Origin of the sequence: Ectothiorhodospira mobilis (assembly GCF_016584115.1) — a bacterium.
Taxonomy (GTDB): Bacteria; Pseudomonadota; Gammaproteobacteria; order Ectothiorhodospirales; family Ectothiorhodospiraceae; genus Ectothiorhodospira; species Ectothiorhodospira mobilis.
On the sequence record NZ_NRSK01000004.1, the window covers coordinates 106,097 to 131,832 of the forward strand.

Annotated in this window: 23 protein-coding genes, 1 tRNA gene and 1 pseudogene; 6 read left to right on the top strand and 19 right to left on the bottom strand. The window is 69.2% G+C overall.

The window, feature by feature from the left end:
* Window positions 1-78: 78 nt before the first annotated feature.
* Genes rplI through rpsF form a run of 4 tightly spaced genes read right to left on the bottom strand, consistent with a single transcriptional unit; the run spans window position 79 to window position 2,140 of the window.
* On the bottom strand, window positions 79-528 hold the full coding sequence (rplI, locus tag CKO33_RS03065) for a 50S ribosomal protein L9 (RefSeq protein WP_200179182.1): 450 nt from the start codon (window positions 526-528) through the stop codon (window positions 79-81).
* A 52-nt stretch (window positions 529-580) separates the two neighbouring features.
* On the bottom strand, window positions 581-1,492 hold the full coding sequence (locus CKO33_RS03070; RefSeq protein WP_200179183.1) for a YybS family protein: 912 nt from the start codon (window positions 1,490-1,492) through the stop codon (window positions 581-583).
* 26 nt (window positions 1,493-1,518) lie between these two features.
* Window positions 1,519-1,743, bottom strand: a complete 225-nt coding sequence (rpsR, locus tag CKO33_RS03075) for a 30S ribosomal protein S18 (protein ID WP_090484306.1) — start codon at window positions 1,741-1,743, stop codon at window positions 1,519-1,521.
* 37 nt (window positions 1,744-1,780) lie between these two features.
* A complete protein-coding gene (gene rpsF, locus CKO33_RS03080; RefSeq protein WP_200179185.1) occupies window positions 1,781-2,140 on the bottom strand; it encodes a 30S ribosomal protein S6 in 360 nt (119 codons plus the stop codon).
* Between the two features lie 176 nt (window positions 2,141-2,316).
* Here rpsF and CKO33_RS03085 point away from each other — a divergent pair, with 176 nt between their 5' ends.
* Window positions 2,317-3,000, top strand: a complete 684-nt coding sequence (locus tag CKO33_RS03085; protein ID WP_200179187.1) for a rhomboid family intramembrane serine protease — start codon at window positions 2,317-2,319, stop codon at window positions 2,998-3,000.
* Here CKO33_RS03085 and rlmB read toward each other — a convergent pair.
* Together rlmB and rnr are read right to left on the bottom strand one after the other, a co-directional pair.
* Window positions 2,969-3,736 (bottom strand): 23S rRNA (guanosine(2251)-2'-O)-methyltransferase RlmB, encoded by a 768-nt coding sequence (gene rlmB / locus CKO33_RS03090; RefSeq protein ID WP_200179189.1) that lies wholly within the window; start codon window positions 3,734-3,736, stop codon window positions 2,969-2,971. The two genes, CKO33_RS03085 and rlmB, sit on opposite strands and share 32 nt — an antisense overlap.
* A gap of 3 nt (window positions 3,737-3,739) precedes the next feature.
* Complete coding sequence (gene rnr / locus CKO33_RS03095; RefSeq protein WP_200179191.1) at window positions 3,740-6,097, bottom strand: ribonuclease R; 2,358 nt, start codon at window positions 6,095-6,097, stop codon at window positions 3,740-3,742.
* Window positions 6,098-6,202: 105 nt separating this feature from the next.
* On the opposite strand from rnr, the gene CKO33_RS03100 reads away from it, so the two are divergent.
* Window positions 6,203-6,289, top strand: a tRNA-Leu gene (locus CKO33_RS03100).
* Window positions 6,290-6,558: 269 nt separating this feature from the next.
* Here CKO33_RS03100 and CKO33_RS03105 read toward each other — a convergent pair.
* The 12 genes from CKO33_RS03105 to CKO33_RS03160 all read right to left on the bottom strand — a co-directional run bounded on the left by CKO33_RS03105 (window position 6,559) and on the right by CKO33_RS03160 (window position 19,472).
* The gene (locus tag CKO33_RS03105; RefSeq protein ID WP_200179193.1) at window positions 6,559-7,851 is read right to left on the bottom strand and encodes an adenylosuccinate synthase; all 1,293 of its coding nucleotides are present in this window, start codon (window positions 7,849-7,851) and stop codon (window positions 6,559-6,561) included.
* Window positions 7,852-7,853: 2 nt separating this feature from the next.
* The gene (locus CKO33_RS03110) at window positions 7,854-9,038 is read right to left on the bottom strand and encodes an ATP phosphoribosyltransferase regulatory subunit (protein WP_200179194.1); all 1,185 of its coding nucleotides are present in this window, start codon (window positions 9,036-9,038) and stop codon (window positions 7,854-7,856) included.
* Window positions 9,039-9,110: 72 nt separating this feature from the next.
* Complete coding sequence (locus CKO33_RS03115) at window positions 9,111-9,302, bottom strand: DUF2065 domain-containing protein (RefSeq protein WP_200179196.1); 192 nt, start codon at window positions 9,300-9,302, stop codon at window positions 9,111-9,113.
* Between the two features lie 17 nt (window positions 9,303-9,319).
* On the bottom strand, window positions 9,320-10,198 hold the full coding sequence (gene hflC, locus CKO33_RS03120) for a protease modulator HflC (RefSeq protein WP_200179198.1): 879 nt from the start codon (window positions 10,196-10,198) through the stop codon (window positions 9,320-9,322).
* Window positions 10,198-11,337, bottom strand: a complete 1,140-nt coding sequence (gene hflK, locus CKO33_RS03125; protein WP_200179200.1) for an FtsH protease activity modulator HflK — start codon at window positions 11,335-11,337, stop codon at window positions 10,198-10,200. The genes hflC and hflK overlap by 1 nt, the downstream gene beginning before the upstream one ends.
* An 84-nt stretch (window positions 11,338-11,421) precedes the next feature.
* Window positions 11,422-12,708 (bottom strand): ribosome rescue GTPase HflX, encoded by a 1,287-nt coding sequence (gene hflX / locus CKO33_RS03130; protein WP_200179209.1) that lies wholly within the window; start codon window positions 12,706-12,708, stop codon window positions 11,422-11,424.
* 71 nt (window positions 12,709-12,779) lie between these two features.
* A complete protein-coding gene (gene hfq / locus CKO33_RS03135) occupies window positions 12,780-13,028 on the bottom strand; it encodes an RNA chaperone Hfq (protein WP_200179212.1) in 249 nt (82 codons plus the stop codon).
* Window positions 13,029-13,107: 79 nt separating this feature from the next.
* Window positions 13,108-14,067 carry a tRNA (adenosine(37)-N6)-dimethylallyltransferase MiaA gene (gene miaA, locus CKO33_RS03140; RefSeq protein ID WP_200179213.1) on the bottom strand — a complete coding sequence of 320 codons (960 nt, stop codon included), beginning with the start codon at window positions 14,065-14,067 and terminating at the stop codon, window positions 13,108-13,110.
* Window positions 14,068-14,116: 49 nt separating this feature from the next.
* Entirely contained in the window at window positions 14,117-15,982 is a 1,866-nt protein-coding gene (mutL, locus tag CKO33_RS03145) for a DNA mismatch repair endonuclease MutL (RefSeq protein WP_200179214.1), read from the bottom strand.
* An 87-nt stretch (window positions 15,983-16,069) separates the two neighbouring features.
* Complete coding sequence (locus CKO33_RS03150; protein ID WP_200179231.1) at window positions 16,070-17,458, bottom strand: N-acetylmuramoyl-L-alanine amidase; 1,389 nt, start codon at window positions 17,456-17,458, stop codon at window positions 16,070-16,072.
* A gap of 74 nt (window positions 17,459-17,532) precedes the next feature.
* Complete coding sequence (gene tsaE, locus CKO33_RS03155) at window positions 17,533-17,991, bottom strand: tRNA (adenosine(37)-N6)-threonylcarbamoyltransferase complex ATPase subunit type 1 TsaE (protein ID WP_439099413.1); 459 nt, start codon at window positions 17,989-17,991, stop codon at window positions 17,533-17,535.
* Window positions 17,988-19,472 carry an NAD(P)H-hydrate dehydratase gene (locus tag CKO33_RS03160; RefSeq protein ID WP_200179215.1) on the bottom strand — a complete coding sequence of 495 codons (1,485 nt, stop codon included), beginning with the start codon at window positions 19,470-19,472 and terminating at the stop codon, window positions 17,988-17,990. The genes tsaE and CKO33_RS03160 overlap by 4 nt, the downstream gene beginning before the upstream one ends.
* A gap of 64 nt (window positions 19,473-19,536) precedes the next feature.
* On the opposite strand from CKO33_RS03160, the gene queG reads away from it, so the two are divergent.
* Window positions 19,537-20,601, top strand: coding sequence for a tRNA epoxyqueuosine(34) reductase QueG (queG, locus tag CKO33_RS03165; RefSeq protein WP_200179216.1), 1,065 nt, complete (start codon window positions 19,537-19,539; stop codon window positions 20,599-20,601).
* A gap of 6 nt (window positions 20,602-20,607) precedes the next feature.
* Here the strand turns inward: queG and CKO33_RS03170 are convergent, their stop codons facing one another.
* The gene (locus CKO33_RS03170; RefSeq protein ID WP_200179217.1) at window positions 20,608-22,086 is read right to left on the bottom strand and encodes an SLC13 family permease; all 1,479 of its coding nucleotides are present in this window, start codon (window positions 22,084-22,086) and stop codon (window positions 20,608-20,610) included.
* 195 nt (window positions 22,087-22,281) lie between these two features.
* Between CKO33_RS03170 and fbp the strand changes: the two genes are divergently transcribed.
* The 3 genes and pseudogenes from fbp (at window position 22,282) to CKO33_RS03185 (ending at window position 25,559) form a co-directional block, all read left to right on the top strand.
* The gene (gene fbp, locus CKO33_RS03175; RefSeq protein ID WP_200179219.1) at window positions 22,282-23,322 is read left to right on the top strand and encodes a class 1 fructose-bisphosphatase; all 1,041 of its coding nucleotides are present in this window, start codon (window positions 22,282-22,284) and stop codon (window positions 23,320-23,322) included.
* A 195-nt stretch (window positions 23,323-23,517) separates the two neighbouring features.
* Window positions 23,518-24,297: an FkbM family methyltransferase gene (locus CKO33_RS03180; RefSeq protein ID WP_200179220.1), complete on the top strand. Its 780-nt coding sequence runs from the start codon at window positions 23,518-23,520 to the stop codon at window positions 24,295-24,297.
* A gap of 12 nt (window positions 24,298-24,309) precedes the next feature.
* Window positions 24,310-25,559 (top strand): annotated as a pseudogene (locus CKO33_RS03185) (ISL3 family transposase).
* The last annotated feature ends 177 nt before the right edge of the window (window positions 25,560-25,736 follow it).

Consider the following 25,736-nt stretch of genomic DNA (forward strand, 5'->3'; position numbering starts at 1 on the left):
GGTCCCAAGGGACCCGCTCCGTCGGTCCCGGCCGGCGAGGGGATACCGCCGTCCGGGGGAGGCACGCCCGGGGGCGGCTCAGTCCTGGGCGGTCACCACCACCTTCAGGGTGGCCTTCACGTCCGTGTGCAGCTGCAGGTCCACCTCATACTCCCCGGTCTGGCGCAGGGGGCCCTCCGGCAGGCGCACCTCGCGCTTCTCCAGCTCCACGCCCATGGCCTTGACGGCGTCGGCGATGTCGGCCGTGCCCACGGAGCCGAAGAGCTTGCCCTCGCCACCGGCCTTGGCGGTGATGGTGACCGTCATGGCCTCCAGCTTCTCGCGGCGCGCCTCGGCGGCGGCCAGGGCCTCGGCGGCGGCCTTCTCCAGCTCGGCGCGCCGGGCCTCGAATTCAGCCAGGTTCGCCGCAGTGGCGAACTTGGCCTTGCCCTGGGGCAGCAGATAGTTGCGCGCATAGCCGGGACGCACCCGCACCTTGTCACCCAGATTGCCCAGGTTTTCCACCTTTTCCAGAAGAATGACTTCCATCGATCTCTACCTCAATCAAGAAACAACGATGTGGCCCGAGCGCATCGGGGCATCAGGTATCATCGGGCCGCGCCCGCTCCGGGAGGCGGCCCCGCAGGTCCAGAAGGCTGTCCACAACACCCAGGGTGGCCAGCATGACCATCACCTGGGGCAGCGCCAGGAACATCAGCACGTACACGGCCACCAGCCACAGGCGGTGCAGCCCCAGGCGGGCATGGAGGCCGTGAAGCAGGGCCAGCCCGTGCACAAAGAACGCCGCCAGGCACACCAGGGCCAGCTCGAACCAGAGGGTGGCCCCCGTGCCCCAGGCCAGGGCCATGAGCACGGCGAGGACGGCGGCCGGAGCCGGCCCCAGACGCAAAGCGTGGAACTCCCGCCGGAACCCGCCGGGGTTGTACAGCTGAGACTGCCAGTGACGCGCCAGCATCAGCCCCAGGATCAGGGCCAGCACCGACACCGCGGCCACCATGCCGTTCATGAGGGCGGCCGCCTGGCGCAGGAACTCCTCCCGGGCGACGGCCTCCATGCCGGACTGCTCGAACAACGGTCCCACGGCCTGCTGCAACACCGCCAGCCAGAGGCGGTCGATGCCCGGGGCCAGCAGCTCCAGCAGCAGCACCGCGCCGGTCCCCATGAGCACCGCGGCGAGCAGGGTCGCGGACCAGGATACCCGGGTCCGCAGCACCTGTGCCGCGGCCACGGCCGGGAGCCACTGCACCAGGGCGGTGGCCGCCCCCGCCGCCGGGCCGAACCCCGCGGCCCAGGTCATCACGGCGATGACCACGGCGGCAAGGCCCACCACCGCCAGCCCCTGGGCGGCACCGAGTCTCAGGGTCACCAGGGCGACGCTGGAACTGCCCAGCAGGGCCACCGGGGGCAGCAGCAGCCCGCCCGCGCCGAAACCGGCGGTGGCGGTCACGGCACGCAGCCGGCCCTGCATGATGAACCCTGCCAGTCTGCGCATGGGGTCAGCCGCCCGGAACGACGGACTCAGTGGTTGTCGCAGTACGGCAGCAGGGCCAGGTAACGGGCGCGCTTGATGGCGGTGGCCAGCTGGCGCTGATAGCGGGCGCTGGTGCCCGTGATGCGGCTGGGGACGATCTTGCCGGTCTCGGTCACGTAGTTCTTGAGGGTATTGAGATCCTTGTAGTCGATGAACTCGACACCCTCGGCGGTGAAGCGGCAGTACTTGCGGCGGCGGAAGAAACGGGCCATGGTCTTTCTACCTCGGAATCAGGGGGTGAACAGTGGATCAGGCGGCGCTTTCGCCGGAGGACTCGGTTTCTTCCTCGTCCCGGTTCTTGGCCAGGGGGGAAGGCTCGGTGAAGGCCCGGTCCATGCGCATGACCATGTGACGGATCACGGCATCGTTGAAACGGAAGGCGCTCACCAGCTCCTCCAGGGCGCTCTCTGGGCACTCCACGTTCATGAGGACGTAGTGGGCCTTGTGCAGCTTCTGGATGGGATAGGCCAGCTGGCGGCGGCCCCAGTCCTCCAGGCGATGGACCTCGCCCTCGGCGGATTCGACGATCCCCCGGTAGCGCTCCATCATGGCGGACACCTGTTCACTCTGGTCCGGGTGGACCATGAAGACGATCTCGTAATGACGCATGCGGATTTCCTTTCGGGTAACAGCCTCCCGGGGCATCCGGTGAGGCAAGGACGGCAGGCCGGGCGTTGGCCCGGAAAAAAGCGGAATCTTAACCCGTTGGTGCGCTACGATCAATCGACCCGCGGCGGGGGCATGCCCCGGCGCCGATCCCACCCGCTTGCGCAAGGAAACAGCCCATGATCCCCATCTCCGACGAGAACCCCACCGAGCGCCCGCCCCTGGTCTCCTGGGCGATCCTGGTCCTGTGCGTGGTGGCCTTCTTCTGGCAGGTCTCCCTGGGCCAGGAGGGGGCGGCCCGGGCCGTGTACGGCCTGGGATTCATCCCCGCGGTGGTCCTGGAGGGGGCGCAACTCCCCCCCGGGGTGCAACTGGTGCCGTCCTGGCTGACGCCCTTCACCAGCCAGTTCCTCCACGGCGGCCTGCTGCACCTGATCGGCAACCTGCTCTTTTTGTGGGTGTTCGCCGACAACGTGGAGGACGCCCTGGGGCATCTGCGCTTTGTGCTCTTCTACCTGCTCTGCGGGGCCGCCGCCGCCCTGGGCCACGGCCTGCTGGCCCCGGGTTCGGAGGTGCCCATGATCGGCGCCAGCGGGGCCATCTCCGGCGTGCTGGGGGCCTATCTGCTGCTGCACCCGGCGGCGCGGGTGACCTTCCTCATCCCCCTGGGGCTGATCCTCTACCCCGCCCGGCTGCCGGCGGCCTTCGTGCTCCTGTTCTGGTTCGTGCTGCAGCTGCTGCAGGCCCTGTTCACCCCGCCGGACCAGCCCGGGGTGGCCTTCCTGGCCCATGTCACCGGCTTTGTCGCCGGGATGATCCTGCTGCTGGTGTTCAGGCCCCGGGGGCGGTCCCCCTTCGGCTGAGGCGCTGGCGCACCGCCTCGTAGAGGCAGACCCCCGCCGCCACGGACACGTTCAGGCTCTCCACCTGCCCCTGCATGGGCAGGTGCACGCGGGCATCGCAGTGGCGGGCGGTGAGCTGGCGCATGCCCCGCCCCTCCGCCCCCAGCACCAGGGCCACGGGGCCGGTGAGGTCCGCCTCGTAGAGGCTGTCGCGGGCCTCCCCCTCCGTACCCACCACCCATACCCCCAGATCCTTGAGCAGGTCCAGGCTGCGGGCCAGGTTGGTCACCTGCACGAAGGGCACGCTCTCGGCGGCGCCACAGGCCACCTTGCGTGCCACCGCGGTGAGGCCGGCGGCCCGGTCCCGGGGGGCGATCACGGCGCTGGCCCCGGCGGCATCGGCGGTGCGCAGACAGGCCCCCAGGTTATGGGGATCGGTGACCCCGTCCAGCACCAGCAGCAGGGCCTCCTGCCCGGCCTGCATCACCCGGTCCGGCAGGTCCCGCTCCTCCACCGCACGGGCGGCGGTCACCCGCGCCAGCACCCCCTGATGGCGGCCGCCGCCGCTGGCCCGGTCCAGGTCCCCCCGGGGCACCCGCCGCACCGGCAGACCGGCCGTCTCGGCCCGGGCCAGCAGGGCTGTCATGCGCGGGTCGTCCCGGCCCTGCTGCACCTCCAGGGTCTTCACCCGCCCCGGATCCCGGCGCAGCAGGGCCTCCACGGCGTGCAGGCCGAAGACCTTGTCCCCTGCGGCCACGGCTCAGCCGTCCTTGCGCCGGGGACGGCGGCGCTTGCTGCGGGGCTTGTCCGGGGTCTCTGCGGCCGGGGCGGAGTCCTCCTTCTTGGCGCTGTCACGGGGCTGATTGCGGGGCTTGCGCCGCGAAGAGCCGCCCTTCTTGCGGGACCGTCCCCCGGCACCGGCCTCCCGGTCCCCCTCCTCCGTGGCCTCGGGCACGAAATCGATCTTGCGATCGTCCAGGTTCACCGCCGCCAGGCGCACACGGATGGGATCGCCCATGCGGTAGACCCGGCCGCTGCGCTCCCCCTTGAGGCAGTGGGCCACGGGGTCGAAATGGTAGTAGTCGTTGGACAGGCTGGTGACGTGCAACAGGCCCTCCACGTAGATGTCCTTGAGTTCCACGAACAGGCCAAAGGAGGTGACCGTCTTCACCACGGCATCGAAGGTCTCCCCCACCCGGTCCTGCATGTACTCGCACTTGAGCCAGGCCTCCACGTCCCAGGAGGCCTCGTCGGCACGGCGCTCGGCCATGGAGCAGTGTTCCCCCAGGGCCGCCATATCGGACTGGGTGTAGTCGAACTCCCGCGGCTTGCCGCCGCGCAGCACGTGGCGGATGCCCCGGTGCACCAGCAGGTCGGGATAGCGGCGGATGGGGGAGGTGAAGTGCAGGTAGTCGTCGTGGGCGAGACCGAAATGGCCCAGGCGCTCGGGGCTATACACCGCCTGGGACAGGGAGCGCAGCAGGGCGGTCTGCACCAGGTGGCCGTCGGGCCGGTCCTTCACCGCGTCCAGCAGGGCGGCGAAATCCCCCGGCTCCGGGTCGTCGCCCCCGCCCAGGGACAGGCCCAACTCACCGAGAAACTCCCGCAGGTCCGCCAGCTTCTCTGCCTTGGGTCCCTCGTGCACCCGGTACAGGGTGGCCATGCGGTGGCGGCGCATGAAGCGTGCCGTGGCCACGTTGGCGGCGATCATGCATTCCTCGATGATCTTGTGGGCATCGTTGCGCTCGTAGGGGACGATGCGTTCGATCTTGCGGTCCTCGCCGAAGACGATGCGGGTTTCGGTGGTCTCGAAGTCGATGGTGCCGCGACGCTCCCGGGCCTGGCGCAGCAGCTTGTAGAGCCCGTACAGGTCCTCCAGATGCGGCACCACTGAAGTGAACGCCTCTCGGGTCGCCTCATCCCGATCCAGGAGGATGCGCGCCACCTGGGTGTAGGTGAGCCGCGCGTGGGAGCGCATCACCGCCTCGTGGAACTGGAACTCCGTGATGCGGCCGCGGGAGTTGACGGTCATCTCGCAGACCATGCACAGCCGGTCCACGTCCGGGTTCAGGGAACACAGGCCGTTGGACAGGGCCTCGGGCAGCATGGGGATGACCCGGTCCGGGAAGTAGACCGAGGTGCCGCGGCGGTAGGCCTCCCGGTCCAGGGGGTCCCCGGGATGGACGTAATGGGAGACATCGGCGATGGCCACCCACAGCTTGTAGCCGCGCCGCCCCAGGGATTCGCAGTAGACGGCGTCGTCAAAGTCCCGGGAATCCTCCCCGTCGATGGTCACCAGGGGCATCCCGCGCAGGTCCAGCCGGTCCTTCTTGGCCGATTCGGGAACCTGTTCACCGAAACGCTGCGCCGCCTCCAGGGCCTCTTCGGGCCACTCAAAGGGCAGCCCGTAGGCGCGCACGGCGATGTCCACCTCCATGCCGGGGGCCATATGCTCCCCCAGCACCTCCACGATCTGGCCGATGGGCCGGGTGCGCTTGGTGGGCTGCTCGCGGATCGCCACCACCACGATCTGCCCCGCCTCGGCCCCGCCCAGCCACTCCGGCGGGATGAGCACGTCCATGGGCAGGCGCTTGTTGTCCGGGTCCACAAAGCCGATGCCCCCCTCGATGCTGAGGCGGCCCACCACCTGCTCCGTGTTGCGCTCCAGGACCTCGATGACGGCCCCTTCGCGGCGTCCGCGGCGGTCGATGCCCACCACCCGGGCCACGGCCCGGTCGCCGTGCATCAGGGCCCGCATCTGCCGCGGGGAGAGGAACAGGTCATCCCCGCCCTCGTCGGGGATGAGGAATCCGAACCCGTCGGGATGGGCCGTGACCCGGCCCCGCACCAGGTCCGACTGGTTCACCGGCAGCCAGCCGCCGGCCCGGTTGCACACCAGCTGGCCGTCCCGCTCCATGGCCCGCAGACGCCGCTGCAGGGCCTCCAGATCCGTATCCTCGTGCAGGTCCAGCAGACCGGAGAGGGTCTCGAAGGACACCGGGCCGTCGGCCTCCTGGATCACCTTGAGGATCAGCTCCCGGCTGGGGATGGGACGTTCGTATTTCTTGGCCTCGCGTTCGAAATGAGGGTCCTGGATGGTCTTCTTCTTTCGTGACATGGAATCGCCGGATGTTTTTTTGTGGCGGGGTGTTGACAAAGGCCCCGGATGACTTTAAAGTTTGCGCTCACTTGAGACGCGGGCAACAAAAAAGCCCGCACCTCTGCCGAGGTGGCGGAATTGGTAGACGCGCTAGTTTCAGGTATTAGTGGGGGAGACCCCGTGGAGGTTCAAGTCCTCTCCTCGGCACCAATCTTCGTTTGAAAAGGCCCGCTCAGCGGGCCTTTTCTCGTTCAAGGGGCGGGATTCTACGCCCTTTCCCCGGGAAATCCCACTCCAGTGCGCCCACAGCCCCATACCGCCCCGGGAAGACAGGGTGCTGGGCCGCCCCGCACCATGGAACAGGCCGCACCCCCCTGCGGGGATCGGCAGGCGCGCCCCCGCGGGGTGGCCCGTTCCCCCACCCGGGCGGCAGGGCACGCGCCCCCGGCCCGGGTTCCCTGCGCCCCTTCCCGGGGATCTCAATGGAAGGGGTGCCGCTGCAGGATGGTCTGGTCCCGGTCCGGGCCGGTGGAGATCATATCCACCGGCACCCCCGCCACCTCCTCGATGCGCTTGAGGTAGGCCCGGGCGTTGGCCGGCAGGTCCTCCAGATCGGTGAGACCGGCGGTGGATTCCCGCCAGCCCGGCAGATCCTCGTACACCGGCTCGCACTCGGCAAAGGCATCGGCCCCGGCCGGGGGCTCGGCGCTCACCGTGCCGCCGCAGCGGTAACCGACGCACAGGCGCACCGTATCCAGGCCATCCAGCACGTCCAGCTTGGTGATGCACAACCCGCTGAGGCTGTTGATGGTCACCGCCCGCCGCAGGGCCACGGCATCGAACCAGCCACAGCGCCGGGGACGGCCCGTGGTGGAACCGAACTCGTGCCCCTTCTGCGCCAGGTGCTCCCCCATGGCATCGAACAGCTCCGTGGGGAAGGGCCCGGAACCCACCCGCGTGGTGTAGGCCTTGGTGATGCCCAGCACATAGTCCAGATCCAGGGGCCCCACACCGCTGCCGGTGCACACCCCGCCGGCGGTGGTGTTGGAGGAGGTGACAAAGGGATAGGTGCCGTGGTCCACGTCCAGCAGGGTCCCCTGGGCCCCCTCGAACATCACCGAGGCCCCTTCCCGGCGCAGCTGCTGCAGGCGGGCGGGCACGTCCATCACCATCGGCGCCAGCCGCTCCCCCACCTCCAGGGCATGATCCAGCACCGCCTGGAAGTCCAGGGTCTCAGCCTTGAAGTAGTGCTTGAGCACGAAGTTGTGGTAGTCCAGCACCTCCCCCAGCTTGGCGGCGAAGCGCTCGCGGTGGAACAGGTCCCCCAGGCGCAGGCCACGGCGGGCCACCTTGTCCTCGTAGGCCGGGCCGATGCCCCGCCCCGTGGTGCCGATGGCGGAGGCCCCGCGTGCCTTCTCCCGGGCCTGATCCAGGGTGACGTGATAGGGCAGGATGAGCTGGCAGGACTCCGACAGGCGCAGGCGTTCACGCACCGGCACGCCGTTGTCCTCCAGCATGGCCATCTCCTTGATGAGGGCCTCCGGCGACAGCACCACGCCATTGCCGATGAGGCACTGCACACCCTCGCGCAGGATGCCCGAGGGGATCAGGTGCAACACCGTCTTGCGGCCGTCGATCACCAGGGTGTGACCGGCGTTGTGCCCCCCCTGAAAGCGGACCACCGCCGCGGCCTTTTCCGTCAGCAGGTCCACGACCTTGCCCTTGCCTTCATCGCCCCACTGACTGCCCAGGACCACCACGAATTTACTCATGCTCAAACGTCCACCACTGTCCAATGATTGTCTGTTTTCACCAGGAGCCGGTCGCAGCCCATGGCCGCGGCATCCCCGGTCTGGCCCGAAAGCCCCCGGATGACCCGCTCGCCCCGGCGGCGCAGGTCCTCCACCGCCGCCTCCAGGCCCGGATCGGGGTCCGCCGGCGCGAAGATGGCCGCCGGGGCCGGGTTCTCGGGGCAGCGGGAGAGACGCACCAGGGTCTTGAGATCGGTGCTGAATCCCGTGGCCGGGCGGGCCCGGCCGAAGACCCGGCCGATGTCGTCGTAGCGCCCGCCCCGGGCCACCTCCTGGCCATTGCCCGGCAGGAAGGCGGCGAACACCAGCCCGGTGTGGTAGTGATACCCCCGCAGTTCCGCCAAGTCGAAGTGCAGGGCCACCCCGGGATGGGCGGCGCGCAGCCGCGCGGCCATCTCCTCCAGGGCCTCCAGCGCGGTGAAGACGCCAGCGCCGGCACCGGCCAGGCGTTCCCGGGCCTGGGCCAGGGTCTTGTCGTCGCCGTTGAGTTCCGCCAGGGCGGCCAGGTGCCCGCGGCTGCGGGCCGGCAGGTCCAGGGCCTGCAGGCAGGCATGGATCTCCGGCACGGCCTTGCGCTGCAGCATGTCGAACAGGTCCGACTCCTGCTGCCGGTCCAGGCCGGCATCCGCCGCCAGCTGGCGGAAGATGCCCACGTGCCCCAGGTCCACCAGGGGGGATTCCACGCCGCAGACCTCCAGGGTGCGCAGCATCAGGCGCAGGATCTCCAGATCGCTCTCCATGCCAACATGACCGTACAGCTCCGCCCCCACCTGCAGCGGGCTGCGGGTCCCGGCGAAACCGTCGGGGCGGGTGTGCAGCACGGTGCCCACGTAGCACAACCGCGTGGGCACCTGCCGCTGCAGGCAGTGGGCGTCGATGCGGGCCGCCTGGGGGGTCATGTCCGCCCGCACCCCCATGAGCCGGCCGTTCAATTGATCGGTCAGCTTGAAGGTCTGCAGGTCCAGGCCATGCCCCGTCCCGGTGAGCAGGGACTCCAGGTATTCCACCAGGGGGGGGATGATCAGCTCATAGCCCCAGGCGTGATAGAGATCGAGCAGTTCCCGGCGCAGGGTCTCCAGGCGTTCCGCCAGCGGCGGCAGGGCCTCCTCGATCCCCTCGGGAAGCAACCAGCGATTGGTGTCGGTCATGTCAAGGCGTCGTATCGATGGGCAAAGGGTCGGGCCGGCGGCATGGCCCGGGGCACGGTGGGGCCTGCCGCCTCAGCCGCGCACCCACCAGAGCAGCAGGGCGCCGGCCAGCAGGCTGCACAGGCCCACCACCCGCAGCACCCCATCGGGCAACTGCGCCGCCTGCAGGAAGGCCCGGCGCAGGCCGCCGGGGTGGATGGACGGCAGCAGGCCCTCGATCACCATGAGCAGGGCAAGGGCCGTGAGCAGATCGGTCCAGTCCAAGGCCTGCCCTCCCGGGGTCACTCACCCCCGTTCAAGGCCGGGGCGCCGCCGCCCTGGAAGTAGCGGAAGAACTCGGAATCCGGCTCCAGCACGTAGACGTTGTCCTTGCCGGACATGCTGTTGCGATAGGCCAGCAGGCTGCGGTAGAAGCTGAAGAAGGCCGGATCCCGCTCATAGGCCTCGGCATAGGCGGCCGCCGCCTGGGCGTCCCCCTCCCCGCGGATCTCCTGGGCCTCGCGGTAGGCCTCGGCCACGAGGATGGTGCTCTCGCGGTCGGCGCGGGCACGGATGCGCTCGGCCTCCTCGCGGCCCCGGGCACGGAATTCCTGGGCGATACGCTGGCGCTCGGCGCGCATGCGGTCGAACACCGACTCGCTCACCTCGGTGGGCAGGTCCATGCGCCGGATGCGCACATCCACCAGGCTGATGCCCAGATCGGCCGCGGTATCCAGGGCCTGCTGGCGCACCGCCCCCATGATGGTCAGGCGCTCACCGGAGACCACCTTGTCCAGGGTGTACTTGGCGAACTCGTTGCGCATGGCATCCCGCAGGATCTGGGCCATGCGCTGCTCGGCCACCCGTTCATCCCCCCGGGTGGCGCGGAAGAACTGGGCCACGTCCTCGATACGCCACTTGGCGTAGAAATCCACGATGACGTTCTTGGCCTCACTGGTGAGGAAGCGGTCCGGCGGGATGTCCAGGGTGAGCACGCGGCCGTCATAGGTGCGCACGTTGTTCACCAGCGGGAACTTGAAGTGCAGCCCCGGTTCCGGGTCCACCTGCTTGATCTCCCCGAGACTGAAGACGATAACCCGTTCGCGCTCGTCCACCGTATAGGTGGAGGACAACAGCACCAGCAGGACGACGACGACGGCGGCAGCGGCGATCCTCAACATCAACGCACCTCCCGGGAACGGGGATCCGGACGCGTGCCCGGATTGGGCAGCGGCATGGGTGTGGAATTCACGCCTCGGGGCGTGTTGCCGGAGTCTGTCCCCGCATCGCCCCCCTGCCCTGTGAGCAGCTGATCCAGCGGCAGGAGCATGAGGTTGTTGCCGTCCTTCACGTCCAGGAAGACCTTACGCGTGGAGCCCAGGACCTCTTCGGCGGTTTCGATGTAAAGGCGCTCCCGGGTCACCTCCGGGGAGCGCTCGTACTCCGCCAGGAGCTGGCTGAAGCGGGAGGCATCCCCCCGGGCCTGGGACAGGACCTCTTCCCGGTAAGCCTCGGCCTCCTGGATGCGGCGGGCCGCCTGGCCACGGGCCTCGGGCACCACGCGGTTGGCATAGGCCTGGGCCTCATTGCGGAAGCGTACCTCGTCCTCGCGGGCACGGATGGCATCGGCGAAGGCCTCCTGCACCGGCTCCGGCGGCTGCGCCTGCTGCATGCTCACCGCGGTGACGGCCACACCCAGGCCGTAGGTGTCCAGGGCCTCCTGGATGGCGGTCTGGGCGGTGTTGGCCACCTGGGCCCGGCCCTCGCCGAGGATGTACTCCATGCGGTTCTTGCCGATGCGTTCGCGGATGGCCGATTCCATCACCTGGCGCACGGTGGCGTCGGGCTGGCGCACGTTGAGCAGGAAGTCCACCGGGTCGCTCACCCGGTACTGTACGGCCACGTCCACGTCGATGATGTTCTCGTCGCCGGTGAGCATGAGGGCGCGGTGTTCGATGGAGCGGATGGTATCCATGTCCACGATCTCCACCGTCTCCACGGGATAGGGCCAGTGCCAGTTGGGTCCGGGCATGGCCACGGAGGTGAAGGCGCCAAAGCGCAGCACCACGCCCCGCTCCCCCTCGCTGACGATGAAGAAACCCGAGGCGAGCCAGATCACCAGGGCGAGGATGGCGGCCAGACTGATGCCGGCCTGGGCGCCGCGGCCCATGCCGCCGCCCCCGCCATCCCCGAAGAGGCTCTTGAGCCGGGCCGACCACTTCCTGAGGAGTTCTTCGAGATCGGGTGGTCCCTGGTTGCCGCCGCGGTTGCCGCCGCTCCAGGGATCCTTGTTGCCGTTACCCGGTTCGTTCCAGGGCATGTGCTGACTCCGTCGAAAACGCGATCATGCGTGTGGGGTGAGGCGGCCTCGCGGCCGAAGTCCCGGCCACACAAGCCGGTCATTCTAGTCTTCGGACAGTTTCGGTGTGAACCCTGCCCCCCGAAAAAGTTCGTCCAGGCGCCGGCGCGGCAGGGCCACGCGCAACCGCCAGCCGCCGCTCTCCAGGGGCTGTTCCTCCTGCACCGCGTCCATGTCAAACAACCGCGCCCGCTCCCGGCCGCCCCCGGGGGGCAACTCCAGCCAGCCGCTGAACATGGCGCCGGCAAAACGCTCCGCCAGGCGTTCCCGCAGGGCCTCCACCCCCTCCCCGGTGGCCGCCGAAAGCCAGATCCGGTCCGGCTCGCCGAAGGCGCCGGGCTCCACCCGGGGGGCGGCCCCGGGGATCAGATCCACCTTGTTGAACACCAGGATCTGGGGCACGTCCCGGGCGCCGATCTCCTCCAGGACCCGGTTCACCTGCTCCATGTAGAGGTCACGGCGCGGGTCGTGGGCGTCCACCACATGCAGCAGCAGGGCGGCCTCCCGGGTCTCGGTGAGGGTGGCCTTGAAGGCGGCCACCAGGTCGTGGGGGAGATGGCGCACGAAGCCCACCGTGTCCGCCAGTACCGCCGCCTGCTGCGAGGGCAGCTCCACACGGCGCAGGGTGGGGTCCAGGGTGGCGAAAAGCTGGTCGGCGGCGTAGACCTCCGCCCGGGTGAGGCGGTTGAACAGGGTGGACTTGCCGGCATTGGTGTAGCCCACCAGGGAGACGGTGGGCACCTCCGCCCGGCGCCGCCCCTGGCGGCCCTGCTCGCGCTGGTGCTCCACCTTCTCCAGACGGCGGCTGATCTGCTTGATGCGCGCCCCCAGGAGGCGCCGGTCCGTCTCCAGCTGGGTCTCGCCGGGGCCGCGCAGGCCGATGCCCCCCTTCTGGCGTTCCAGGTGGGTCCAGCCGCGCACCAGGCGGGTGGACATGTGGCGCAGCTGGGCCAGCTCCACCTGCAGCTTGCCCTCATGGGAGCGGGCACGCTGGGCGAAGATATCCAGGATCAGGCCCACCCGGTCCAGTACCCGGCATTGCAAAAGCTGCTCCAGGTTGCGCTCCTGGCTGGGGGAGAGGGCGTGGTTGAAGATGGCCACCTCGGCCTCCTCCTCCCGCACCCGGTCGCGCACCTCCCCGGCCTTGCCGCTGCCGACGAAGTAGCGGGGGTCGGGGGTCCTGCGGCTGCCGGTGATCAGGGCCACCGGCTCGGCGCCCGCGGAACGCACCAGCTCCAGGAATTCGTCGCAGTCCTCTGCGGCCTCCTCCCGTTCGGGGAGATCCAGGTGGACGAGCACGGCCTTCTCGCCGCGGCGGGGTCGGTCAAACAAGGCGGGGTTTCAACCTCCGGCTGGGGATGACCCGGGCCGCATCCGCGGCCGCGGGGCGTCGGGGACGGGGATCAGGATGCGTCCTCCGCGTGGCTGTCCTCCCCCATGGAGAGCTTCACGGGGCGGGAGGGGACGATGGTGGAGATGGCGTGCTTGTAGACCATCTGGCTCACGCTGTTCTTGAGCAGGACGACGAACTGGTCGAAGGAGTCGATCTGGCCCTGGAGCTTGATGCCGTTCACCAGGTAGATGGAGACCGGGATGCGCTCCTTGCGCAGGGTATTGAGAAAGGGTTCTTGTAGGGTCTGCCCTTTTGACATGGGGTGCTCCGGGTCGTGTCTCGTTAGGGTGGGTCCGACGCCGTACCCGCGGCGGACCGGATCGCTGTTCACGCGGATTCTAGCATAGCCCCCGGGGGCCCATCGGCTGCGCGTGGCGCCGCACCCGGGCCACCACCTGTGCCACATTCAGCCCCTCCGGATCCAGGGGCACGATCCCGGGATAACGCCGCAGCCAGGTCATCTGCCGTTTGGCCAGCTGGCGGGTGGCGGTGACGGCCTTTGTGACCATGGTGTCATGATCCAGTTCCCCTTCCAGATGGGACCAGACCTGACGGTAGCCCACGGCGCGGATGGCGGGCAGTGCCGGCGACAGATCGCCGCGCCGGTGCAGGGCCCGCACCTCCTCCACCAGCCCCCGCTCCAGCATCGCCTCGAAGCGCCGGGCGATGCGGGCCCGCAGGGGCCCCCGGTCCCGGGGCATCAGGGCCAGGCGCAGCACCCGATGGGGCAGTCCCGGCTGCGGCGCACCGCCCTGCTGCGCCGACAGGAGACGGCCGCTGACGCGGCAGACCTCCAGGGCCCGCTGCAGGCGCTGGGGGTCGTTGGGATGGATGCGTGCCGCCGCCTGCGGATCCAGCCGCGCCAGCTCCCGGTGCACCGCCCCCCAGCCGGACTGCGCCGCCAGGGCCTCGATCTCCCGGCGCACGGCCGGATCCGCCTGCGGCAGGGGGTCCAGACCGAATTCCAGGGCGCGGAAATAGAGCATGGTGCCCCCCACCAGCAGCGGCAGGCGGCCGCGGGCATGGATGGCCTCCACGAGCCCCAGGGCGTCCTCGCGGAAACGGGCCGCGGAATAGCTCTGGGCGGGGTCCAGGATGTCCACCAAGTGATGGGGCACCGCCTCCAGGATCTCCGGGGCCGGTTTGGCGGTGCCCACGTCCATGCCGCGATAGACCATGGCCGAGTCCACGCTGATGATCTCGCAGGGGAGCTCCCGGGCCAGGGCCAGGGCCAGTTCGGTCTTGCCCGTGGCGGTGGGGCCCATAAGGAAGACGACGGGCAGGGGGGATGCATGCATGGCGTTGTGGTACTCGGCGAAGGGGACCGGCGAGGGATTCAGACGGATTTCAGCGCCCGCGCAGGAAGAGCCGGTCCAGTTCCTGCATGGACAGCAGCGTCCAGGTGGGGCGGCCGTGGTTGCACTGGCCGCTGCGCTCCGTGGCCTCCATGTCCCGCAGCAGGGCGTTCATCTCCTGCAGGGTCAGGCTGCGGTGGGCGCGCACCGAGCCATGGCAGGCCATGGTGCCCAGCAGGGCGTGGATGCGCTCCTCCACCCGGGTGGAGCTGCCCTGGGCCTTGAGGTCGGCCAGGACATCCCGCACCAGGGCGGCGGTATCCCCCCGGGCCAGCAGGGCGGGCACGGCCCGCAGCCGCAGCCGCTCCGGCCCGGCCCGGTCCAGTTCCAGGCCCAGCCGCTGGAAGGTCTCCCGCTGCGTCTCGGCCAGCTCCGCCTCCGCCCGGCTCACCTCCAGGGTCTCGGGCAGCAGCAGCGGCTGGGCGCGGATCCCCTCCTCCTTCCAGGCCCGTTTCAGGCGCTCGTAGGTGATGCGCTCGTGGGCGGCGTGCATGTCCACCAGCACCAGGCCGTCCCGGTTCTGGGCCAGGATGTAGACCCCGTGCAACTGTCCCAGGGCGAAGCCCAGGGGCGGGTCCTCCGGTGCCTCCTCCTGCGCCGTCTCCGCGGTGGCCTGCGGCTGCGCCGGGGCCTCGGCATGCAGACGCTGGTAGGCGGCCATGGCCTCGGCCACAGGCAGCCCCAGCCGCCCCTGGGTGCCTCCCTGGTCCCGTTCCCCGGGGCTTCGGGTCGGCATCTGCGGGGACGCGGCAGTGGGCCGGTGGCCCGCCTCAAGGGGGGCCTGCTGCTCTCCGGGGCCGCCCTCGCCCCCGGATGCGGCTTCGCCAGGGGTGGCGGCAGGGGCGGGCACGGCCCCGGGTCGCAGTTCGGCCAGGGCCCGGTGCAGGCTGCGGAAGAGGAAATCGTGCACCAGGCGGGCGTCGCGAAAGCGCACCTCGTGCTTGGCCGGATGGGCGTTCACGTCCACCAGGGCCGGGTCCAGTTCCAGGAACAGGACATAGGCCGGATGGCGGCCATGCTGGAGCACATCCCGGTAGGCCTGGCGCACGGCGTGGGTCACCAGGCGGTCGCGCACCATGCGCCCGTTGACGCCGAAATACTGCAGGTCCGGCTGGCTGCGGGAGAAGGTGGGCAGGCCCATCCAGCCCCAGAGCCGCAGTCCGGCCCCCTCCTGTTCCAGGAAGACCGAGCGCTGGATGAAGGGGTCGCCGCAGATGCGTGCCACCCGCTGATCCCGGGCCGGGGCGTCCGTGGCCGGTGGCAGACGCAGGCCGCTGCGGCCGTTGTGCTGCAATTCCAGACCCAGCTCCGGGCGGGACAGGGCGATGCGCCGGATCACCTCCTCCAGATGGCCGTACTCCGTGCGCTCCGTGCGCAGGAACTTGCGCCGCGCCGGGACATTGTAGAAGAGATCGCGCACGTCCACGGTGGTGCCCACGGGATGGGGCGCGGGCGCCGGGTCCTCGAAACGGTCGCCGCCGTCCCCCCGCAGGGTCCAGCCAGTGTCCATGCCGGCCACCGCCGAGGTGAGGGTGAGCCGGGACACGGAGGCGATGCTGGGCAGGGCCTCGCCCCGGAACCCCAGGCTGGCCACCCGCTCCAGATCCGTCAGGTCCGCGATCTTGCTGGTGGCGTGGCGGCGCAGGGCCAGGGCCAGCTCCTCCCGGGGGATGCCACGGCCGTCATCGCGCACGCGGATGCGGCGCATCCCCCCCTGCTCCACGTCCACCCGGATCTGGCCGGCACCGGCGTCCAGGCTGTTCTCCAGCAGTTCCTTGACCACCGACGCCGGCCGCTCCACCACCTCACCGGCGGCGATCTGGTTGATCAGCTGGGGGGGCAGTTCACGGATGGGCATGTCGGGCCTTCGCGAGGGACGAGGGGCGAAGGATAGCGCAAGCGGGCGCGGGGACACGACCGCCGCCCAGGCGGACCCGGCGGGGGATCAGCCACCGCGGCGGGGGATCTCCAGCACCTGTCCCACCCGGATCAGATCCCCGTCCAGGTTGTTGTGGCGGCGCAGATGGCTGAGGGGCACCTGATAACGGTCGGCGATGGCGGAGAGGGTCTCGCCCCTGCGGATGACGTGCCGATCCCCCCCGGCCTCGGCCAGCAGCGTCCCCGGCGGGGCATGCACGCTGAAGTAGTCCCGCAGCCCCGCCAACAGGGCCCGGGCCGTATTGCGTTGAAATTCCTCGGTGCGCAGCCTGCGCTCTTCCTGGGGATTGGAGATGAAGGCCGTCTCCACCAGCACGGAGGGGACATCCGGGGCCTTGAGCACGGCAAACCCCGCCCGCTCCACCGTGGAGCGGTGTACATGCCCCACCCGGGCCAGCTGTTGCAGGAGTTCTTCCGCCAGGGTGTTGCTGGCCTCCAGGGTGGCCGTCTGGGAGAGGTCCAGCAGCACCGAGGCCAGGACATCGTCCTTGTCGCTGATGGGCACGGCCCCCAGGCGGGCATCCACCGCGTTCTCCCGCTGCGCCAGGAAGCGGGCCGCCTCACTGGAGGCCCCCCGCTGCGAGAGCATGTACACGGAAGAACCGCGCACACTGCGTTGCGGCACGGCGTCGGCATGAATGGAGAGAAAGACGTCGGCATGCCGCGCCCGCGCCGTGCGGATGCGCTCCCGCAGGGGCAGGAAGTAGTCCCCGGTGCGGGTCATCACCGGCTTCATCCCCGGTTCCGCCGCCACCAGGGCCTCCAGGCGCCGGGCGATGGCCAGCACCACGTCCTTCTCGTAGGTGCCCCCCGGACCGATGGCCCCGGGATCCTTGCCACCATGCCCGGCATCGATGGCCACGATCACATCCCGGGAACGGGGCACGGACTCGCCCACGGCCGGCGCCTTCTGCCCGCCTTCGCCATCCCGCCGCAGGTCGATGACCAGACGATGGCCGCTGTCCCTGGCGGGGCGCAGGAGGAAGCTGCGGGGATGGGCGGGGCGGCTCAGATCCAGCACCACGCGCAGATCGTCGCCGTTACGCGGGGCATGGCGGATGCGCCGAAGCAGGCCGTCGCCGCTGGCCTTCAGATCCAGATCGCCGGTGAGGCGCGCGTCGCGCAGGTCGATCACCACCCGGTGGGGATCGCTGAGGGTGAACAGGGCATGCTCCACCGGCCCCGAGAGATCGAACACCAGACGCATCACCTCCCCGTTGGCCGAGGAACGCAGGGCCTGCACCCGCGTACCGGAGCCCGCCCGGACCCAACCTGACCAGGGGGAGACCACCAGGGCACCGGAGGTGTACAGGAGGGCTCGCAGCAAGCGCCGCCGTATGAAATCGTGATCGTCCGCGGCCACGGCACGTCCCCCCACAAAACGCCTATCTTCCATCATGGGCCCAGTCCCACCGGGATTGCAAGACCGAAAGACCGGGGATATGAACCAGATAGCCGCGGACCTTCGGGTCAATTCTCGGTCAGGCGCCGCAGCCAGTCCCGCCCCTCCGGGGTCGGGGACTCCAGGGTGGCCCGGCGCCCCGCCCCCAGGGGCTCCAGGGTGATGCGCAGGTCCTCCGGCGGCAGCCAGCCCTGCCCCCGGGCCGGCCACTCCACCAGCACCAGGGTGCCCCCGTCCATCTCCTCCCGCACCCCCAGAAACTCCAGTTCCTCCGGGTCCGCCAGGCGGTACAGGTCGAAGTGCAGCACCCGGTGATGGGCCAGGTCGTAGGGTTCCACCAGGGTGTAGGTGGGGCTTTTCACCGGGCCGGTGCATCCCAGGGCCCGCAGGAAGGCCCGCACCAGGGTGGTCTTGCCCGCCCCCAGATCCCCGTCCAGGAACACCAGCCCCCGGGCCGGACAGGTGCGGGCCAGCCGTTCCCCCAGGGCCCGGGTGGCGGCCTCATCCGCCAGCTCCATCCGCATCATGGGTTCACCGCCCCCCGCAGACACGGGAACAGATCCGAGGCCAGCAGACCCCGTTCACCCCCCTCCCCGGCGGCGGCGTCCGCCGCCCGGGCGTGGGCGCAGACCCCGAGGATGGCCGTCTCCCCGGGGCTGGCCGCCAGGTCCTGGGCCAGGGCCCCGGCCAGGACCCCGGTGAGCACATCGCCCATGCCGCCACTGGCCATGCCCGGGTTGCCGCCGGTGCAGACCGTAAGGTCCCGGCCGTCGTGCACCAGGGTGCCGGAGCCCTTGAGGATACAGACCCCGCCATAGCGCGCCTGCAGGGCGGCGGCCGCGGCGGGCCGGTGCGCCTGTACCCGGGCCGCGGACCAGCCCAGCAGCCGCCCCGCCTCCCCGGGATGGGGCGTCAGGATCCAGTCCTCCCGGCGCTGCGGCGCCCCCGCCAGCAGGTTCAGGGCATCCGCGTCCAGCACCCGGGGACCCTGCCAGGCCAGGACCCGCTCCAGCAGGGCCCGGCCCCAGTCCCCATGTCCCAGACCGGGCCCCACCGCCACCACGCTGGCCCGCTCCAGGAGGGGGTCCAGATCCCCGGGGGCGGTCACGCCGTGGGCCATGACCTCCGGCCGGGCCAGGGGGATGAGGCCGGCGTGGACTGCATGGGTGGCCACGCTCACCAGGCCGGCCCCCACCCGGGCCGCCGCCTCGGCGGCCATGCGCACCGCCCCGGGCATCCCCGGCGCGCCGCCCACCACCAGGACATGACCGAAATCCCCCTTGTGGGCGCTGCGGCGGCGCCGGGGCAGGCAACCCAGTACCGCGGCATCGGCCCGACGGGCCGTCGGAACCATCCCGTCATACACCGCCGCCGGGACCGCCAGATCATCAAAATGCACCTGGCCGCCGTACTCCCGCCCCTCGCCGGTGAACAGCCCCAGCTTGAGCCCGATGAAGGTCACCGTGGCCCGGGCCTGCACCGCCCGGCCCAACACGGCGCCGGTATCCGCCTGCAGACCCGAGGGGATGTCCAGGCTCAGCACCGGCACCCCGGCGGCATTGATGCGCGCGATGCAGTCCGCCATGGCCCCCTCCACGGGGCGCCCGAGCCCCGTGCCCAAGAGGGCATCCACGAGGACATCGCAGCCCTCCAGGGCCGCCTCCAGGGAGACGGTCCCGCCCCCGGCCGCGCACCAGTCCTCCCGGGCCCGGGCCGCATCCCCCTTCAGGGCCCCGGGATCGGAGACCGCCGCCAGGCGCACCTCCCAGCCCGCCGCCCGGGCCAGGCGGGCCAGGACATAGCCATCCCCACCGTTGTTGCCCGGCCCGCAGACCACCGCCAGGACCCGGCCCCGGGGCCACATCCGCCCCAGCACCTCCAGGGCGGCGGCCCCGGCCCGCTGCATGAGGGTATAGCCCGGGATGCCGTGATCCTGGATGGCGCGGCGGTCCAGTTCGCGCACCTGGTCGGCGGTGTAGAGGGCATCGGGCAGGGGTTGGGGGTCCATACTGGTGAGCCTTCCGCCATGGATGGGAGAATGCAAAAGATACAAGACCGCCCCGGACAAGACCATGGACACCCCCGACCCCGCATTGCAGCAACTGGCCCATGACATCAAGACCTGGGGCGCGGAACTGGGCTTTGACCAGGTGGGCATCACCGACACGGACCTGGCTGAAGACGAGGCCCATCTGCTGCGCTGGCTCCAGGCGGGCCGCCACGGGGACATGGACTACATGGCCCGCCACGGCAGCAAGCGCTCCCGCCCCGGGGAACTGGTACCCGGCACCCGGCGCATCATCAGCGTGCGCATGCAGTACCTGCCCCCCCGGGCCCGGGACGCCCGGGCGGTGATGCACGACCCCGGGGCCGCCTTCCTCTCCCGCTACGCCCTGGGGCGGGACTACCACAAGGTGCTGCGCAAGCGGCTGCAGACCCTGGCCACGCGCATGGAGGCCGCCATCGGCCCCTTCGGCTACCGCGCCTTCGTGGACAGCGCCCCGGTGCTGGAGAAGGCCCTGGCGCAGAAGGCCGGCCTGGGGTGGATCGGCAAACACACCAACCTGCTGAGCCGGCGTTGGGGCTCCTGGCATTTCCTGGGGGAGCTCTACACCGACCTGCCCCTGCCGGTGGACCCGCCGGGTTCGGCCCACTGCGGCAGCTGCCGGGCCTGCCTGGACGCCTGCCCCACCGGGGCCATCGTCGCCCCCTGGGAGCTGGACGCCCGGCGCTGCATCTCCTATCTCACCATCGAACACCCCGGCCCCATCCCGGAGGACCTGCGCCCGCTGCTGGGCAACCGCATCTACGGTTGCGACGACTGCCAGCTGGTCTGTCCCTGGAACCGGCGGGCCGCCCACAGCCGGGAGCCTGACTTTGACGTGCGCCACGGCCTGGACGACCCGGACGCCATCGCCCTGTTCGCCTGGGACGAGGCCACCTTCCTGGAGCGCACGGCGGGCACGGTGATCCGCCGCCTGGGCCACGAGCGCTGGCTGCGCAACCTGGCGGTGGCCCTGGGCAACGCCCCCACGGGCCCGGAGGTGATCCGGGCCCTGGAAGCAAGGCGCCATCACCCCTCCCCCCTGGTGCGGGAACACGTGCACTGGGCCCTCTGGCGCCACGGCGCCGCTTGAGGCGCCTCACCCCGCCAGCAGGGGCATGGCCAGGAGGAAGACCGCCCCGGTCACCGCCACCAGGGCGATGAGGCTCAGGCGCCATCCCGCCCGCACCATATCCGGCACCGTCACCCGCTCGGAACTGAAGACGATGGCATTGGGCGGCGTGGCCACCGGCAGCATGAAGGCACAGGAGGCGGCCAGGGCCACCGGCACCGCCAGCAGCAGCGGATGATGGCCCAGATTCACCGCCAGGGCCGTGGCCAGGGGCAGGACCGTGGCCGCCGTGGCGGTGTTGCTGGTGACATGGCTCAGGGCCATGGCCCCCAGGGCCACCGCCGCCACCAGCACCCAGTCGGGCCAGTGGGCCAACTGGCCCAGCCCCTGGGCCACCAGCTCCGACAACCCGCTGTCACCGATGGCCATGCCCAGGCTCAGACCGCCCCCCACCAGCACCAGCACGCCCCAGGGCAGCTGGCGCGTGGCCTCCCAGTCCAGCAGGAAACGGTGCTGGCGCAGGTCGGCGGGGATAAGGAACAGGGCCATGGCCCCCAGCACGGCGATACCGGCATCGCTGAGGGACAGCCACGGCAGCAGGGATTCCAGCAGGGGCCGCAGGATCCAGGCCAGGGCCACCGCCAGGAACACCAGGGCCACCCGCCGCTCCGGCCGGCTCATGGCCCCCAGCTGCGCCCGCTGCCCGGCCAGCAGGGCATCGATATCGGCGAAGGGCTCCCGGGACACGGGGAAGACCCAGCGGCACAGCACCCACCAGGCCGCCAGCAGCAGCACCGCCGCCAGGGGCAGCCCCACCATCATCCAGTTGACGAAACCGATCTCCAGGTCATAGTGATCCGCAAGGAAGGCCGCCAGCAGGGCGTTGGGGGGCGTGCCGATGAGGGTGGCCATGCCGCCGATGTTGGCGCCGAAGGCGATGCCCAGCAGCAGGGCCAGGCCCACGTTGCGCACCTGCCCCGCCGCCAGGCCCCGGTCCTCCAGCAGGGTGAGCACCGACACCCCGATGGGCAGCATCAGCGCCGCCGTGGCGGTATTGCTCACCCACATGCTGAGCCCCGCCGTGGCGGCAATGAACCCGCCCACCAGGTGATCCAGCCGCCGCCCCGCCAGGGCCAGGATCCACAGGGCGATGCGCCGGTGCAGATTCCAGCGCTGGATAGCCAGGGCGATCATGAACCCGCCCAGGAAGAGGAAGATCAGCGGATTGGCATAGGGCGCCGCCGCCGCGCCGATATCCCCCACCCCCAGGGGCGGCAGCAGGGCCACCGGCAGCAGCGCCGTGGCCGGGATGGGGATGGCCTCGGTCACCCACCACAGGGCCATGAGCACCGTCAGGGCCGCCACCGACCAGGTGGCCTGGGCCATATCCCCCGGCGGCCCCAGCAGCAGCATGAGGACGAACACCAGCGGACCCGCCACCAGGCCCAGCCGCGGCCGCCACAGGCCGGAGCGCGCCGGTACGTTGGAATCAGGGGATGCAGGCATGGGGGATGTTCCCTTCGCTGGAGGATGGCGGCGCCATTCTACCGGCGATGGTGCCGTGCATCATCGTCCCCGGCCGCAAGGGTCCCCCCATCGCGCCCGAGGGTATATCCTGACCCCCATGGCGGCCCGCCCCATCCCGCGCCGGCCCCCGGCCCGGCATCAGCACTCAACTACAGGCAGTCCACGGACCCCTTCATGACCACGGCAACCGGCACCTATCCCCTCGTCACCCTCAACGAATTCATCATCCAGCGCCAGGGCGACTTCCCCTACGCCAAGGGCGAACTCTCCCGCCTGCTCCACCACGTGGGCGTGGCCGCCAAGGTGGTGAACGAGAAGATCAACAAGGCCGGCCTGGTGGATATCCTGGGCGCCGCCGGGGACGTGAACATCCAGGGCGAGGACGTGCAGAAACTGGACCTCTTTGCCAACCACCACTTCATCGCTGCCCTGCGCGCCACCTCGGAATGCTGCGCCATCGCCTCTGAGGAGGACCAGGAGATCACCCTCTTCGACGACGGCCTCTCCCGGGACGCCAAATACGTCTTCTGCATGGACCCCCTGGACGGCTCCTCCAACATCGACGTGAACGTCTCCGTGGGCACCATCTTCTCCATCTACCGGCGCATCAGCGAACGGGGCTCCCCGGCGGACCTGAGCGACTTCCTGCAACCGGGCACCCACCAGGTGGCGGCGGGCTACATCATCTACGGCTCCTCCACCATGCTGGTCTACACCACCGGCAAGGGCGTCAACGGCTTCACCCTGGACCCCAGCATCGGCGAATTCTGCCTCTCCCACCGGGACATCCGCACCCCCCGCCAGGGCCGCATCTACTCCATCAACGAAGGCAACTACGCCCACTTCCCCGCCGGCGTGAAGCAATACATGAAACACTGCCAGGTGGTGGACCCGGACACACACCGCCCCTACAGCTCCCGCTACATCGGCTCCCTGGTCTCCGACTTCCATCGCAATCTGCTCAAGGGCGGCATCTTCATGTACCCCCCCACCCAGAAGGCCCCCGGCGGCAAGCTGCGCCTGCTCTACGAATGCAACCCCGTCGCCTTCATCGCCGAACAGGCCGGCGGCCGCGCCAGCGACGGCCACCGCCGCATCCTGGACATCCCCCCCGAAAGCCTGCACCAGCGCATCCCCTTCTACGTGGGCTCACCGGACATGATGGAGGACCTGGAGGGGTTTCTGGGGAAGGAGGGGGACTCATCACCGGCATGACCCGGGATCATGGGAGAAAGCCCCGGGATCTGCCGCCTTTTTGGATCTCGCTTGATTGTATACCCCGAGAGAAGCCCCCCCCTGTTTCATGCGCGGGAGTGGTTGAGTATTGTGACCAGAAAAAAGGGGGACAGACCCCATTCACCCGCATAAACATGCATGTTAGACACTACATCACCGAGGTCTCAACAGCCCATGAATCCAGACATTGAATCAGAGTATGGCTACTACACTTCCAACCCCGTCTTTCGAAAACTAATATCCTTCGCGCAGCGCGCGCCACAGAACTGGTTCGGGCAGCAGCTTGCGCAGCTAGTGCGAAAGCTGGTTTTGGGATGGGGGCAATTACCAATTGATGTAGCCGTAGGCTCAATAAAAATGAGATGTTATCTTCGGGATAACAACTCTGAGAAAAAATTCGTTTTCATGCCGTGGCGCTTTGATAAGCGCGAACGCGAATTACTCATAGACAACCTTCCGAAAAGCGGAACCTTTGTGGATATTGGAGCAAACGTCGGGATATACACACTGACCGCGGCAACGCATATGGATTCTCGCGGGCGCGTCGTAGCAATGGAACCAAACCCTCCCGCCTTTGAGCGACTTACATTTAATATAAAGGCAACGCGGTTTGGATGCCTGGACTGGCCACGAATCGATGCACTCCAGGTTGGAGTCGGAGATACTGAAGCAGAACTTGAACTACATCTCGACCCAAAAAATCTCGGCAGCAGCAGCATCACTACTCACGCTGCGGGCATTGCTGGTCGAAATTCCGGGGGAGGAACGGTTCGAATAACCTGCAAACCTCTCCTGGATATTCTGCGAGAACTATCTATAGATAGAGTGGACGTCATTAAGATTGATATTGAAGGCGCAGAGGATAAAGCACTATTCCCCTACCTTATGGGGCTCCTCGACGTTCCGAGTGGAATTGGGCCGGGTAGCTGTGCCAGGGTAAGCGCGAGTACGTAGAGGGGAAGCGCTGTGGATGGCAACGAGATTCTTCTGCTGGGATTGGGGATACAGTCGCCCTGGGAGCTGGTGGAGCAACGCCTGGATACGGATAAGCAGCCACACGAGCTGCATCTGCAGGTGAAAGCTGAGCGGGGTTCGCGCTATGCGTGCCCGGAATGTGGCGAGGTTTGCCCGGCGCACGACTTCCAGGAGAAGACCTGGCGCCATCTGAACTTCTTTCAGCATCACTGCTACATCCACGCATCGGTACCGCGGGTGAAGTGCCCTCAACACGGGGTCCGATTGGCCGAGGTGCCGTGGGCCCGGAAGGGGAGCGCCTTCACGCTGCTGTTCGAACAGGCGGCACTGGCGCTGGTTCGGGAGATGCCGGTGAGTGCGGCGGCGCGCATCATCGAGGAGACCGACAAGCGATTGTGGCGCGTGGTGGAGCACTACGTGGCCAAGGCGGTCGCCGCGCTTGACCTGTCCTCGGTGAAGGCGGTGGGGCTGGACGAGACGGCCAGCAAGCGCGGGCAGAACTACGTGACGGTCTTCATCGACATGGAGCGGAGCGACAAGCCGGTCCTGTTCGTCACTCCGGGGCATGGCAAAGAGACGCTGGAGGCATTTTCCTGCTGCTTTATGAAGGCGCACAACGGGGCGCCGGAGCGCGTCCTTGAGGTGGTCTGCGACATGTCCGCGCCTTCCTCAAGGCGGTTCCGAGACACTTCACCCATGCCCAAATCACCGTCGATTGGTTCTACATCGTGCAGACCTTCACGAGGGCGCTCGATGAGGTGCGCAAGGCCGAGGGACGGGTCAAGCCGCTGCCCAAGCACCTGCGCTGGGCGGTGCTGAAGCGGGGCGAGGTCGATCATCTGACGACGAACCAGCTGCATGCCATGGCCGAGCTACTGGAACAGGGGTTGGATACGGCGACGGCCTGGCGCATCAAGGAGCGGCTGCGCTGGGTGCGGCAAGCAAGCACCCCACAAGCGGCGCGCTGGCGGATCACACGCTTCATCAACTACGCCTGCGCACTGGTCGGCGACAACCTGCTCCTCGCGCCCATGGCCAAGGCGCTGCAGACCCTGGCCACTCACGCAGAGCAGGTCGTACGTCGCTGGACATCGACCTACACCAATGCACGCCTGGAGGGCCTGAACGGCTTGTTCCAGGCGGCCCGAGCCAGAGCCCGTGGGTATCGCAACACCAACACCTTCATGACCATGATCTATCTGATCGCCAGTCCCGCAGGGGCCATCCTCGAATCCACTTGAAACGTCGAGGAACCCCTTATGGCAGCCCCTGATGAAATGCTCCCCCAATGCATAATTGTTGGGTCTCGCTTGATTGTATACCGCATGATAAGGCCCCCCTGTTTCATGCGCGGGAGTGGTTGAGTATTGTGGCCGATGATCCAACGCAGGACTGACCTCATGGCGAGTACCATTCAT